This is a genomic window from Virgibacillus sp. FSP13, assembly GCF_054048505.1.
Genome location: NZ_JBSVKG010000009.1, coordinates 66,958 through 81,126 on the forward strand (window position 1 = coordinate 66,958; position 14,169 = coordinate 81,126).

Genomic DNA, 14,169 nt, shown 5'->3' on the forward strand with positions numbered 1-14,169 from the left:
GGTTAAAGCCAGCCTTAAGGGCATTCCTTAGTCTACAGGGGTTATAAGTAACTTATTAATCGGATGTTTCCATTCGATTTGGGCATATGGATAGCGAATTAATAATTCTTTTTCTAAGAAATATAAATCATCACGAGTTAATCCCCGCAATTCGATTGGTTCAGGTGTAGATATATGAATATCAACAACCTCAAATGATTGTTCTGTAGCCCCCAAATATTTTTCACCCTCGAATAAACAGCCCTTATAAACAAATTGCAAATTCTTTTTGCTATTTTGTTCCTCATCAAGTATAAAAAAAGTCATATTGTCCTTAGCGATCCTTAATTTACGCATTGGATTTTGAAAGTAGTGAAAAACCGTGTATGCAAGAAAGGCTAGTGCGATAAGAATCAATATCCGAAACAGTAGTACAATCATTTTTACCCGTCTCCCTCTCTTCGTTATCATCTTGTACGTATTAGAATTCATGCAGGTTTCACTAATTCCATAAATTTCGTGTTACAATCGTAGAAAATAGTGTAAAGGGGCAATACTACCATGGATTGGCAAAAATTATTTACCATGCAAAAACAATTAGATTTTTATATCGAAACAAACCAAAATGTAATAGGAAAGGATTTATTCCAAGAAAAAATGCTTGCACTTTTTGTTGAAATTGGTGAACTAGCGAATGAAACTCGCTGCTTTAAATTTTGGAGTACGAAATCAAAAAGTGAAGAAGACGTTATTTTAGCTGAATATGTGGATGGTCTCCATTTTATTTTATCATTAGGGATAGACAACGGTTATCAATATGAGCCACGTGCTTTAAGACAAATTTTAAATAAGGAAACGGAGCAGTTTAATCAGGTATTTGAAGCATGCGTTTTATTTAAACAAGATCCATCACAAGCGAATTATCGAAATATGTTTGAGTGTTATTTACAGCTCAGCCAAGTAATCGGATTTGACGAGAAATCAGTGTATATGGCCTATTTAAAGAAAAATGAAGTTAATTATGAACGACAGGATCAAGGGTATTAGAGCAAAAATATTTTGTTATTTTTCAAAATAAAGTTATAATAACAGTATATTAAAAAGGGAGGATCTCATATATATGGCAAAATTAGATGAAACATTAACGATGCTAAAAGACCTAACCGATGCTAGAGGAATTCCAGGAAATGAAAAAGAAGTTAGAGATGTGATGGAAGGTTACATTAAACCATTTGCTGATGAAGTTTACACAGATAATCTAGGAAGTCTTATTGCAAAAAAAGCAGGCAATGAAAATGGACCTAAAATAATGGTTGCTGGTCATTTGGATGAGGTTGGTTTTATGGTAACCCGAATTGATGACAATGGTTACATATATTTTCAGACAACTGGTGGCTGGTGGAGTCAAGTAATGCTTGCTCAACGTGTAACAATTATGTCAGGTAAAGGCGATGTAACTGGAATTATTGGTTCAAAGCCTCCGCATATTTTGTCGGCAGAAGTTAGGAAAAAACCTGTAGAAATCAAAGATATGTTTATCGATATTGGCGCAGCGAGCAAAGAGGAAGCAATGGATTTCGGTGTTCGTCCTGGCGATTCAATTGTACCTTACTTTGAATTTACGCCATTAAAAAATGAAAAAATGTTATTGGCCAAGGCTTGGGATAACAGAATCGGTTGTGCGATAGCAATCGAAGTATTAAAACAGTTAAAAGATCAAGACCATCCGAACATTGTATACGGTGTTGGTACGGTTCAAGAGGAAGTCGGGTTACGTGGTGCACGGACTGCGGCACATAAAATAAACCCGGATATCGGCTTTGGTGTTGATGTTGGTATTGCAGGAGACATGCCAGGGGTTTCGGATAAGGATGCAGACAGCAAGCTTGGTGAAGGCCCACAAATCGTTTTATATGATGCATCAATGGTTTCCCATAAGGGTGTTCGTGATTTCATCGTGAACACAGCTGATGAGAACAATATTCCATACCAATTTACTTCAATGGCAGGAGGCGGAACAGACTCTGGATCTATCCATTTAACAGCAAATGGTGTGCCATCTTTGTCGATTACGATTGCAACACGGTATATTCATTCGCACGCAGCAATTTTACACCGTGATGATTTTGAAAATGCGGTTAAGTTAATTGTGGAAGCAATTAAAAAATTAGATCGAGATAAAGTGAACGAAATAATTTTAGCTTAAATAAAAAAGATCGATAGCATCATATAGCTATCGATCTTTTTTATATTTACCGCCACGGTTAGGCAAAATAGGAGTTCATAACCTTTTTTACGTAATTCTGCGTTTCTCCAAACGGTGGGATCCCTTGATGTTTATCAACATTGCCAGGCCCAGCGTTATAAGCTGCAACAGCTAATTCCGTGTTGCCATTATAGCGGTGAAGCATTTGACTTATGTATTTTGTCCCGCCTTCAATATTTTGACGTGGATCGTACGGGTTGGTAACACCAAGCCCTCGGGCAGTTTCTGGCATTAATTGCATTAGTCCTTGAGCTCCAGCATTACTTTTGGCATTAGCATTATAGTTCGATTCCGTTTTGATAATGGAATGAATTAGTTTTGGATCAATACCATACTTTTTAGCTGCTGCAGCAATATGGGAATCGTAATCAGCAGAAGATACAGGATTCTTATTGATAGCGGAAAAAGGATCCATCGTTGCAGATGACAATACTTGTTGGTAATTAGGTTTACTTATTGGTCGATCAACGTTACCATGTAATTCCGCATTGTTGTTTAGCTGTTCTTGTAACATTTGATTAAAGGCTAAGTCAACGATAGGGGAGTTAACGGAAAACGAATGATCAGCTGATGTTAAAATCGACATTGCTTTGTACTGCATCATTGCTTGTAACTCTTTTATTTCCATACTTGAAAATCCCCCTTTTAAACTATATTTAGTTTACTCTCAAACGATGATAAAGGCAATATCTTTATTATAATTTAATCGTTTCTTTACCAGCTTCTTGTAAAACATGCTGATAAAATGGATCATTACCAACACAGTAAACATGGTCACATAAATTGATAATTTCATCCATGTCATGGGATGTATATATAATTATCTTTCCATTATTTTGGGCCAAATCATTTAAATAGGTTCCTATTTCTTTTCGCGACTTTAAATCGATTCCAACAGTTGGTTCATCAAGGAGTAATAATAATGGGTCGTGGATCAAACTGATTGCCAAGTTTAATTTGCGTTTCATCCCGCCAGACAATGCTTTAACAGGTTCTTTCCATTTTTCTAATTTCATGTCCAAACATAGCTGTCTCAATTCCTGTTTGTTTTTATGCTTCCAGGCTAGTCGTTCAAAAAAGATCATATTCTCTTCCACACTAAATTCTTCCCATAACGCAATATCTTGGGGTACAAAGCCAATTTGCTTTCGGATCTTTTTTCGGCTGCTTTTGTATGTATCACTATTTAACTGGATCGATCCTGCTGTTGGCTTTAACAAGGTGGCTAAAATTTTTAACATCGTCGATTTACCTGCGCCATTCTCTCCAACAAGCCCAACAATTTCACCTGGTTTGACTGAAAATGAAACAGAGTTCAAAATTTGCTTTTTGCCATATTTCATTGATAATGAATCGATATTAAGCATCGGTTTTCTCCCTCCTTACATACCACCATATTGCGAGTATAATGATGATCAACGATGAAAGATTCATCATGCCACCTGTCAGAAAAGGTTGAATAGGACTAAGCATATGAATCCATGACGATTTATCTATTATGTCTATGGTTGGTAAGATTGCTCCACTAAAAATTGCAACAAACAGTGTTATTGCAAAAGAAAAAGTATAATAAATGAATGGGTGTTTGAACTGGCTTGCCAGTAAAAAAGCTATTAAATTCAAGATAATTCGATAACTTAACAAACTCCACAAGGAAACCCGCTCTTGAAACAATATATAAAACAGACTGATACTAAGCAAATCGGTAATGAAAAATAGTAGCGTATACAGAAAAAAGTTTCCCACGAGATAGTTTTTCCATGAATAACGTGTAAAAGCGAACCGTTGTATTACATTTGCACGCTGTTCCGTAATCACCCAATCAAATAATAGTAGTGTCGCTAACAGACAGAAAATAGCCCATAAGCCCCACAGATTAAATGTCTGCATTTTATCTGTCTGCACAGTGGTTGTGTGACCAAAGGAAAATGATGTCTCTAATAAGTTTTCCTCTTCTTGAATTTCTTTGGATTTTGTTACAATTTCATCCCAAGTCCACTGCTTGTTTGACTGGTAATGCCCGATGAGTTCCTGGACAACATACGCTGCCTTTGATCGTCCCGTTTCCTGTTGCACATAGGATAGTATCATTTCTTTCACAGGGGTATAGGCGAACGATAGGTCAGACTGATAACTTGTCAGTAAACGATTACGATTACTGTTTCGTATTTTTTGTTCAAAATCATCATGAATTACAAAGACACTATCTAATTCATGCTTTTTTAATTGGTGTAAAGCGTTTGCTTCATCAAGTTGAAAAACGCTTATGAATGGAGTCGCTTTGATTTCACGAAGCAACTCCAATGACGTATCAGTTTCATTTTCTAAAACAATGCCAACCGGAACTTTGCTGTCATCTTTTATTGCGTCGGTTACTATTGTGATTCCAATCGTTGCAGCAATTGGAATCAAGAGCCAAAATAAAATGCTTAACCAATGCTTTTTCCAATGGATCAAGCGCGTCTCTATAATAGGTTTCATTGATTAACACGCTCCTTCCACAATGACACACCCGTTAAAAGAAAGAAACCAGCCAATGTTAGAAGCGAAAGTGGCAGATAATCTGCATAAAAACGTTCATTTAAGACAATTTCCTGTAACCAATGGAAAGCTTGGTTAGAGAAACTGTATGGCAAGTATGCTTGTAAATAGGCTGGAAAATACAATGATGGGATAATGGCTCCACTAATTAATAATGTAAATCCTGTGAACAATGATTGCACAAGTAACCGCAACTTCTGTGTTTGGATTATTGTTTCGATCAGTGCCAAACCTTCTAAAAAGATAAAACTATATAATAGCGTAATGATGGCTATTCGAACGTAATCCTCTTTATATAATGTAATGTCTGTAAAAAGCTGGAATGCATATAAAGCAAAAACTGCACAAAATGCAGTAATAGCAAGCGTTGTTATGATTTTTGCCAGTAGCTGTTGTAACGCTGAAACACCATATAGACGCATCCGTTGTTTTATTCGTATGTGATCATCACGTGTTAGAAATGAATAGAAAGCAATCAACCAGATGGTTATGATGATAAACCAGCTTGCGAGTGCGTAATAATGAAATGGCGTATTTGTTGCTTGGTTGGTTACTGTTTCTTCATCAAGCATTTTATCTTTGCCAATTGTATAAAGGACAAAACTTGTAAATTGGTCAAATAGCATGTCATTGCGTTCATCAGTCCCCATTGGTAATTGTTTTGCAAAAAAATTAATGGTTAAAATATTCGCCTGTGCTGCCCGGATATGTCGGGAAACACTATCAAGGAGTTCTTTAATCACAAAGCTTTCCGTTGGTTTATTCGGATTTCCAGTAATATGTAAAGTAACAGATTTACCTTGATAAAGATGTTCAGTAAACTCTTTTGGAAACGTTATGTATGCACTAAGGTTATTTTGCTCCAGATCATTGTTGGCTTTCTCTTCAGATAGTGCATTGATCGAAATATAGTTGCCTAACTGAGAGGATTCTTCAATTAATTTTACAACCAACTGCGTTTCTTTGGATTGATCCAAATCGACTAATCCTATTTGAATAGGATCTCTTTCATCTTGGTCAATAAAAGAAGCAATCATGATAGCACATAGCGTTATAACAACAATAGGAAAAAGCAAAAGAAGAGGAAGTGATGGCCACTTCCTCCGTAGTATTTTAAAGTCATGTTTCATAAACAAAAATAGATGATTTATAAACAGCATGGTGCCACTTCCTTGTTAAAACTTAAAGTCCGTTGAGACCGCCACCAGCCCCTAAAATACCCATAAGCCATTGCTGGTATTGTGGCATTACGTCAGATTCAAAATATTGCATGATCTCATTTACAGACATACTGCCAAGGTCTTTCACGCTAGAATCATCAGGTGCTTCAACTTTTTTAATCGTTTTTGCATCTTTTGCTACATGTAGGCTGAACATATCTTGTGTTATACCTGGAGCTTCAACTGAAAACGTGTTTTCTGAGTTCATTTTATCATTATCATATGTTGCCACACCAGACCAATTTAAGCTACCTGTTCCAGAGTCTGGGCTATTTATGGAAAATACGCGTTCATAGTCGCGTTTACCGTCCTTTAATGTCTCGGTTCCATCATAACTTATTTCTGTATTACCTGCTACTAGTTTAATAGTATCGTCAGCTTTATTATTTTTCCATGATAAATCACCGGTTAAGGTCATGGATTCCTTATTCGTTGCATCTCCCGCCGTAAACTCATAGTCGAATTTTTGCGTTTCATCGTTTAATAAATGTGTACCTGTAATTGTCAGGGTACCAATGTCATCCTTATTTGGACCAGCACCGATAGTGAAATCTCTTTTTACAATCAAATCATTTTTAACCCAAATAATTGATGTTAATCCTTTAGGAATATGGGCGTCTTTTAATCCTTTGATTGCTTCATCAAGTCCTTTTTCAAAGTTTTTGATTTCTTGATCAATGTCCACGCCAGCAAATTCTGAGCTTAAACCGAATTGTTGTATTTCCATTTGCTCTGTGATAATCTTTTTTAACCGTTTATCGTCTTTTGCTTTTTTCAAGGTTGTTGAGAGGATATCTTTTACCTTTTGCTCTGAAAGATGTAGGGTAATCTTCTTCGTATCAAAACTTTCCTTGTCAACCTTTACTGTTTCATCTGATGAATCAAATGCTTCGTCAGGAATTTCATCATAAATGGTTGTGATATATTCCTCGGTTAAATACTCCTGATCGTCTTCTGGTAAGCCTTTTGCCATTTCAAAAAAGGAATTAAAGTCAATTGTTTCGTCTTTCGGGAATGTTGGGTCTGCTTCATGTAGTAACTTACCCAGATCTCTATCCTTTAATTGTAGTGTTTCTTGAAGAAAAGGAAGACCGAGCATTACCTTATCTGCATCAAGGAAAAGGTTAATATCACCAATTTCCATTTCACCTAAGTTCGCTTGAATATCAGCCGCAACTTTATTTTCTTGCAAGTCTGTTTGTGTTGTCAGCGTAAGCGAAGAATTATTAATGATTTCCTGTGGATTCATCATCCCATAACCTCCGCTAGTTGGGTCGTTATAATTAGCTGATAATTCGACTGCTGCTTCGGTTGGATTTTCTTCTGTTTGTTTTCGCCAATCAAATTCTGACTGATATCGTTCATTGATTCTTTCTTTCATAAATTCGATTGTGTTTTTCTCAGCTGTAAAGTATTGTGCTTTGTCAGAACCAGTGATTAATACGTAAGCGGTCACACCGCCACCAACTACTAGTAATGCTGCAACGATTATTGCAATAATCTTTTTGGAAAATCCTTTCTTTGCTTCCTCTGAATTGTACGTTTCATCCATGTACAAACTCCCCCTCGCTTTCTTTACCCTCTTACTATTTTATTATTAAGTACTTAGCCTATAACAATAATGTATGAATAATTATATATCATTCCTGAAAAAATTGGTCAAATTGTTCCATGTTTTTATAAAAACTAACTAGGTCTTAAGGTGGTGTTTTGTTTTGGGTTAAAAATGATAAGCTAATTCTTTATGTCTACTATTTAGTAATTTATTGGAAACTAAGTTTAAGGTAGCCGATAATTTTTGAGGGATTTTAGATTGCGAAGGATATTTGCAGGACTAATTATTTATTTTGATAAAAAAATGATAGATGCTTGATTGTGCATCTACCATTGTATAAACACCATATTAACCAGTAGTGGTTGCGTTTTTAACACCTTGTTCCAAAGCATCAACCATTTCCTGTTTTTCTTGTTGGTCCGAATGTTTCCAGATTAATTCAAAAAGAACACCTAAACCAGGAAGCATTTTTTCTTCGCCATTCTGAATGGCATCAACGATTGTGGCTTCTAATTGCTCTTGATCATTTTTAGCGATATTCGTTAATATAGCTTTCCGTAAATTTAAATCCAATCATTTCACCCCTTTATTTCATATAGGATTATGGATAGTTTGACCGATTTATGGTGAAATATGTATGATTAACATACAATAAATGAAGGATGCGATGGAATGATAACGTCGGTGCAAAATGATAAAGTCAAACTTTGGAATAAATTGAAAAAGAAAAAAGATCGAATTCAATTAAAAACATTTTTAATTGAAGGTTTTCATTTGGTAGAAGAAGTACATTCAAGTGACTGGGAGATAAAGGAAATCATTCTGCAAGAGGGGATAGATGTGCCTGAGTTTGCAGAGGGATATCCTATTGTTATTGTAAGTTCGCTTGTTTTCAACCATATTTCAAACACGAAAACACCACAAGGAATTGCAGCGGTAGTAAAAATGAAAAATTACAATCAAGAAATGTTTGAACAAGTGTTGATTCTAGATGCTATACAGGATCCAGGAAATTTGGGAACAATGATCCGAACTGCAGATGCGGCAGGGTTTGATGCTGTTATATTAGGTGATAATACAGTTGATATGTATAATGATAAAGTGGTTCGTTCTACACAAGGGTCGTTATTTCATATTCCCATTTTTCAGGCGAACCTTTTAACGAAAATTTCCCAATTAAAAAAGGATGGTTTCACGGTTTGGGCATCTGCTTTAACTAATTCATCTTCTTATTTAGAAATAAAACCTAGTAAGAAAACGGCATTAATCATTGGGAATGAAGGATCAGGTATTCATGAAGATGTGCTGGGATTGGCAGATATTTGTGTTAAAATCCCGATCTATGGAAAGGCGGAATCCTTAAACGCTAGTGTTGCAGCGGGAATATTGATGTATTATATTAAGGGTTAATCATTGCAACATCCATAAATTTTATCTATAATAAAAGAAATTTGTAAATGATGCTATGAAAGAGCCTGTTAACAAGAGAAAAACGGTTTTAGGGAGGAAATGTCTAGGACTGAAAGCATTTCTACTGTTTACTTGTTAATGTTTCACTCTGGAGCTGACACTTGGACCTTGTTCTCAAGTAAAGGTGTACCGGATCTTATCCGTTATCAAGCTTAAGTTGGACACAGCAGTATTGTGTCAACAAGGGTGGTACCGCGAATTTAAAGCCTCGTCCCTTTTTGTGGATGAAGGCTTTTTTGTTTTTGCTATTAAAAAGGAGGTTTGTTCAATGAAGGAACAATTAGAGGCGTTACAAACAGAAGCACTAGCACGTATTGCTGACACGAGTGACAGCAAGGAACTTCAAGCCATTCGTGTTGCTTATTTAGGGAAAAAAGGATCGATTACAGGGATCTTAAAAGGTATGGGTAAACTATCCAAGGAAGAACGTCCGGTGGTAGGGGAAATTGCCAACCGTGTTCGTGAATCAATCACGGAGGCAATTGAACAAAAAAGTGAGACACTTGAACAACAAGCCCTAGAACAACAACTAGAAAAAGAAACAATTGATGTGACATTGCCAGGTCGTCCTGTTCAAGTTGGCGGTCCACATTTATTAACCAACCTCATTGAGGAAATTGAAGATTTATTTATTGGTATGGGATTTGAAGTAAGGGAAGGTCCGGAAGTAGAGACGGATTATTTTAACTTTGAAGCATTAAATTTACCAAAAGATCATCCTGCTCGCGATATGCAAGACACATTTTATATCACAAACGAATTATTATTAAGAACCCATACGTCACCGGTGCAGGCACGAACAATGCGGGCATATGAAGGAAAAAAATCGGTTAAAATGATATGTCCAGGTAAGGTTTATCGACGCGATACGGATGATGCAACACACTCCCATCAATTTACCCAAATTGAAGGACTATATGTTGATAAAGATGTACGGATGAGTGATCTAAAGGGGATTTTAGATGTTTTTGCTAAAAAAATGTTTGGGGAAGATAGAGAAATTCGCCTACGTCCAAGCTTTTTCCCGTTTACGGAACCATCTGTAGAAATGGATATTTCCTGTAAAGTTTGTCATGGTGCGGGATGTTCCGTTTGTAAAGGCACTGGATGGATTGAAATTTTAGGTGCTGGTATGGTTCATCCAAATGTGCTGGAAATGGCAGGATATGATCCAAACGTATACACTGGTTTCGCGTTCGGTATGGGACCGGAACGAATTGCAATGCTGAAATATGGAATTGATGATATCCGTCAATTTTACACGAACGACAAACGATTCTTAAAACAATATCATAATGCATAGGGAGGTATAAAGCTGTGTTAGTTTCATTAAATTGGTTGAAAAATTATGTAGATATCGAAAATAATACACCGGAAGAACTTGCAGAGAAAATAACGAAAAGCGGTATTGAAGTGGAAGGCATTGAATATGTCGCTGAACAAAGCAAGGATGTAGTTGTTGGGTATGTGAAAGAATGTGCTAAACATCCAAACGCAGATAAGTTAAATCTCTGTCAAGTTGATGTAGGTGAAGACGAATTGCTGCAAATTATTTGTGGTGCACCAAATATTCAACAAGGACAAAAGGTAGCAGTTGCAAAGCCTGGAGCGGTTTTGCCTGGGAATTTCAAAATTAAAAAAGTAAAATTGCGTGGCATTGAATCGAATGGCATGATTTGTTCATTACAAGAACTGGGAATTCAGGAGAAGTACGTTCCTAAAGATGTGGCAGATGGAATATTTGTTTTCCAAAATCATCTAGAAATCGGTCAGGATGTTACACCACTTTTAAATCTTGATGATGCTATTTTAGATTTAGGACTGACACCTAACAGGGCAGATTGTCTAAGCATGTTAGGAGTTGCTTATGAAGTAGCGGCCATTTTGGATAAGCCAATTCATTTGCCGGAAGAAAAAGTTAATCAAGCAGACGAACATGCTGATGATTATGTTTCGGTTAAAGTAGAAGATAAGGAATTGAATCCCTTCTATGGAGCGTTTATCGTGAAAGACGTGCAAATTCAATCATCACCAATCTGGATGCGCAATTATTTAATGGCAGCAGGGATCCGACCGATCAATAATGTAGTTGATATCACGAATTATGTATTGCTTGAATATGGTCAACCATTACATGCCTTTGATTATGATCGTTTGGATTCAAATGAGATTGTCGTTCGACGTGCAGCTGAAAATGAGACAATTGTGACACTAGATGAACAAGAACGTAAATTATCACCTGAAAATTTGGTCATCACCAATGGAAAAGAACCAGTTGCTCTTGCCGGAGTAATGGGTGGTGCAAACACAGAAGTGCACGAAGAAACGAAAACGATTTTATTAGAAGCGGCATATTTCGCCCCTTCGTCAGTCAGGAGAACTGTAAAAGAGACAGGGTTACGTAGTGAGTCTAGCACACGCTATGAAAAAGGTATTGACCCAAATCGTGTGAAACGCGCAGGTATCCGAGCATGTCAGCTTTTAGAAACATATGCAGGTGGGACTGTGTTAAATAATCCAGTAGTTGTTGACGAGCTAGATCATTCGGAAAAGGAAGTTGCTATTAATACGGATGAAATAAACAAACGACTAGGTACAACGATTACAACGGAAGAAATTGCAAACATTTTAACGAAATTACGTTTTTCATATGATCAACAAAATGACCATTTCCATGTAAATATACCTACTCGTCGCGGAGATATTTCTATTTTTGAAGATATGCTTGAAGAAGTAGCACGAATTTATGGGTATGATAACTTGCCATTCACATTACCAGCTGGGGCCTCACAAGCTGGTGCACTAACAGAACGTCAATGGCTAAAGCGACAAGTTAAAAATTTTATGCAAGGTGCTGGCCTGATGGAGACGATTACGTATTCCTTGACTAGTGATGATTATGTTTCGAAATTAATTAGTCCAGAAGTTAGAAATGATAATTTGTCACCAGTCAAGCTGGCCATGCCGATGAGTGGAGATCATAAGTATTTGCGTTTAAGTGTACTTCCTGAGTTATTACAGACAGTATCGTATAACCTTGCTAGAAACCAGACAGATATTGCGTATTTTGAACTTGGCTCGATCTTTATCTCGAACGAGCAAGAAACGACGAAACAACCAGATGAAAAATTACGTTTAGCTGGTGTGTTATCTGGCCTTTGGGAGGAGCACGAATGGCAGCAAGAAAAGAAATTAGTTGATTTTTATGTGGTAAAAGGAATTGTTGAAGGTCTGTTTAATTTCTTAGAAGTTCCAGTTTCTTTTGAACAAGCAAAATTACCTGATATGCATCCTGGTCGATGTGCGAAAATTGTCATGAATAACAATGTGGTTGGATTTATTGGTCAACTTCATCCATCACAAGAAAAACAAATGGATTTAAATGAAACATATGTATTTGATATCAATATGGATCAAGTATTTAATGAATATGACAACAATCCAAGCTATCAATCAATACCAAAATATCCATCAATCGTCCGTGACATTGCTTTTGTACTGGATGAAGATGTACAAGCGGGTGATGTTGTAAACGTGATCCAGGAGACAGATAAAGATTTGGTGAAAGATATTCAAATCTTTGACGTTTATACAGGAGAACATTTACCAGATGGGAAAAAATCAGTTGCATATCGGTTGCTTTATCAGGACCCTGAACGAACATTGAAAGATGAAGAAGTAGAAGAATCCTATCAAGCAATTGTTGCAGCAGTTAATGAAACATGTCATGCATATGTGAGGTCGTAAAAAATAAACCTGGTATGGGCTATTCACCGCCCATACCAGGTTTTATTTAACTAAATTATAAATACTTTTCTGCTTTCTTTGTATTAACAAAATGTGTTTTGGCACAAGTCGTTAGTATATCGTGTCCTTTTTTGTTTATTATTTTTGCAATTACTTGGTCAACATGATTAGAAGCACCTTTTGGTAATGTTATGTCAAGTTTATCAGATAGTTTATCCATTTCATTTAAAAAACTGGTTCGAGCGATAATTGATCCAGCGGCAACTGCAATAGAATAGCTCTCAGCTTTCGTCATGAAATATGTCTTATCCGTAATTTTTTCTTGTTCACTGGCAATATACTTCTTATACAGGCTGGGTTCACAAAACTGATCGATCAAGATTCCTTCAAATTTCAATTCGTCAACTTTCTCCAATACATTTTGAATAGCATGATGATGGAGCATCGCTTTCATTTTCCCTTGTGACCAACCTTTGTTTTTCAATGCGTTATATTTTTCATTACGCAATACTAACAGTGAATAGGTAATATCAAGTTTCATTATTTCTTTTGCTATTCGTTTAATTGTCTTATCGGTTAGATTTTTAGAGTCTTGGACGCCAATTTGTTTTAATTTCTCAATTTGATTTGCATGAACAGCCGCACATGCTACGGTTATTGGACCAAAATAGTCACCTGTTCCAGCCTCGTCTGACCCAATATGGGAAGCTACAAATAGACTAGTTGGTGGTGAGTTTTTGTGGGCTGAATTAGTAACAGGCTTCTTCTTTTTTGCAGATTCCTCTCCATTGTCTTTCGTCCATTTTGCTGATTCAATTTCCGGATTTTTGCCCTGAAAAAGGACCTTTCCAGACCGGTAAGCGGTTATAACTGCATTCGATGTTTTAGCCCGAAAGATAGCTCCTTGTGGTGAAGCGGTAACTGAGCTTGCGTAATATTGCTGCATTTCTTTAATAGTTGTAAGCGGAATAACGTGTACGCTTTGTGGCATATTTATCTCTCCATTCCATTGCTTATAATCACTATAGCAAAGGATTTAACATTTTAAAAAGGTTTATTCTTTAGTTTCCTAAATGCATTCTTCATGTTAAGATAAAGTGAATAATTTTTTCCGAGGGGGTAGCCGTGTGACCCAGAATGATAAAACACGAATAACGGTAGAAATACATAATAAATCATATACAATTGTTGGGACCGAACCAGCACACCATGTCCGTCTTGTTGCTAGTTTAGTGGATCAAAAAATGCATGAAATCCAAGCAGCCAATAAAGATTTGGATACGACTAAATTAGCTGTTTTAACAGCAGTTAATTCAATGAATGATTATTTAAAATTAAAAGAAGACTACGCTAAACTGTTAGGTTCAATAAATAAGAAAGAGGATAAGTAA

The 14,169-nt window shown here is 36.4% G+C and carries 14 protein-coding genes and 1 other annotated feature; of the genes, 6 read left to right on the forward strand and 8 right to left on the reverse strand.

The window, feature by feature from the left end; genetic code table 11:
• Positions 1–27: 27 nt before the first annotated feature.
• Positions 28–420 (reverse strand): sigma-w pathway protein ysdB, encoded by a 393-nt coding sequence (locus tag ACW2QC_RS10060; protein ID WP_457543837.1) that lies wholly within the window; start codon positions 418–420, stop codon positions 28–30.
• 120 nt (positions 421–540) lie between these two features.
• Between ACW2QC_RS10060 and ACW2QC_RS10065 the strand changes: the two genes are divergently transcribed.
• Both ACW2QC_RS10065 and ACW2QC_RS10070 read left to right on the forward strand, forming a co-directional pair.
• Positions 541–1,026 (forward strand): dUTP diphosphatase, encoded by a 486-nt coding sequence (locus tag ACW2QC_RS10065; RefSeq protein ID WP_457543838.1) that lies wholly within the window; start codon positions 541–543, stop codon positions 1,024–1,026.
• A gap of 73 nt (positions 1,027–1,099) precedes the next feature.
• Entirely contained in the window at positions 1,100–2,185 is a 1,086-nt protein-coding gene (locus ACW2QC_RS10070; RefSeq protein ID WP_457543839.1) for a M42 family metallopeptidase, read from the forward strand.
• A gap of 58 nt (positions 2,186–2,243) precedes the next feature.
• Here the strand turns inward: ACW2QC_RS10070 and ACW2QC_RS10075 are convergent, their stop codons facing one another.
• The 6 genes from ACW2QC_RS10075 to sspI form a co-directional block, all read right to left on the reverse strand.
• Positions 2,244–2,873, reverse strand: a complete 630-nt coding sequence (locus tag ACW2QC_RS10075) for a lytic transglycosylase domain-containing protein (protein ID WP_457543840.1) — start codon at positions 2,871–2,873, stop codon at positions 2,244–2,246.
• A 67-nt stretch (positions 2,874–2,940) separates the two neighbouring features.
• Positions 2,941–3,612: an ABC transporter ATP-binding protein gene (locus ACW2QC_RS10080; protein ID WP_457543841.1), complete on the reverse strand. Its 672-nt coding sequence runs from the start codon at positions 3,610–3,612 to the stop codon at positions 2,941–2,943.
• On the reverse strand, positions 3,605–4,726 hold the full coding sequence (locus ACW2QC_RS10085) for an ABC transporter permease (protein ID WP_457543842.1): 1,122 nt from the start codon (positions 4,724–4,726) through the stop codon (positions 3,605–3,607). The genes ACW2QC_RS10080 and ACW2QC_RS10085 overlap by 8 nt, the downstream gene beginning before the upstream one ends.
• Positions 4,723–5,946 carry an ABC transporter permease gene (locus ACW2QC_RS10090; RefSeq protein WP_457543843.1) on the reverse strand — a complete coding sequence of 408 codons (1,224 nt, stop codon included), beginning with the start codon at positions 5,944–5,946 and terminating at the stop codon, positions 4,723–4,725. The genes ACW2QC_RS10085 and ACW2QC_RS10090 overlap by 4 nt, the downstream gene beginning before the upstream one ends.
• Positions 5,947–5,968: 22 nt before the next feature.
• Positions 5,969–7,558: a hypothetical protein gene (locus ACW2QC_RS10095; protein ID WP_457543844.1), complete on the reverse strand. Its 1,590-nt coding sequence runs from the start codon at positions 7,556–7,558 to the stop codon at positions 5,969–5,971.
• Between the two features lie 351 nt (positions 7,559–7,909).
• Positions 7,910–8,134: a small acid-soluble spore protein SspI gene (gene sspI, locus ACW2QC_RS10100; protein WP_457543845.1), complete on the reverse strand. Its 225-nt coding sequence runs from the start codon at positions 8,132–8,134 to the stop codon at positions 7,910–7,912.
• Between the two features lie 99 nt (positions 8,135–8,233).
• Here sspI and ACW2QC_RS10105 point away from each other — a divergent pair, with 99 nt between their 5' ends.
• The 3 genes from ACW2QC_RS10105 (at position 8,234) to pheT (ending at position 12,778) form a co-directional block, all read left to right on the forward strand.
• The gene (locus ACW2QC_RS10105) at positions 8,234–8,971 is read left to right on the forward strand and encodes a TrmH family RNA methyltransferase (protein ID WP_457543846.1); all 738 of its coding nucleotides are present in this window, start codon (positions 8,234–8,236) and stop codon (positions 8,969–8,971) included.
• Between the two features lie 46 nt (positions 8,972–9,017).
• Positions 9,018–9,250 (forward strand) — a binding site (T-box leader).
• Between the two features lie 49 nt (positions 9,251–9,299).
• On the forward strand, positions 9,300–10,334 hold the full coding sequence (pheS, locus tag ACW2QC_RS10110) for a phenylalanine--tRNA ligase subunit alpha (protein ID WP_457543847.1): 1,035 nt from the start codon (positions 9,300–9,302) through the stop codon (positions 10,332–10,334).
• 14 nt (positions 10,335–10,348) lie between these two features.
• The gene (gene pheT, locus ACW2QC_RS10115) at positions 10,349–12,778 is read left to right on the forward strand and encodes a phenylalanine--tRNA ligase subunit beta (RefSeq protein ID WP_457543848.1); all 2,430 of its coding nucleotides are present in this window, start codon (positions 10,349–10,351) and stop codon (positions 12,776–12,778) included.
• Between the two features lie 55 nt (positions 12,779–12,833).
• Here the strand turns inward: pheT and rnhC are convergent, their stop codons facing one another.
• Complete coding sequence (gene rnhC / locus ACW2QC_RS10120; protein WP_457543849.1) at positions 12,834–13,769, reverse strand: ribonuclease HIII; 936 nt, start codon at positions 13,767–13,769, stop codon at positions 12,834–12,836.
• A 136-nt stretch (positions 13,770–13,905) separates the two neighbouring features.
• On the opposite strand from rnhC, the gene zapA reads away from it, so the two are divergent.
• Positions 13,906–14,169 (forward strand): cell division protein ZapA, encoded by a 264-nt coding sequence (zapA, locus tag ACW2QC_RS10125; RefSeq protein WP_457543850.1) that lies wholly within the window; start codon positions 13,906–13,908, stop codon positions 14,167–14,169.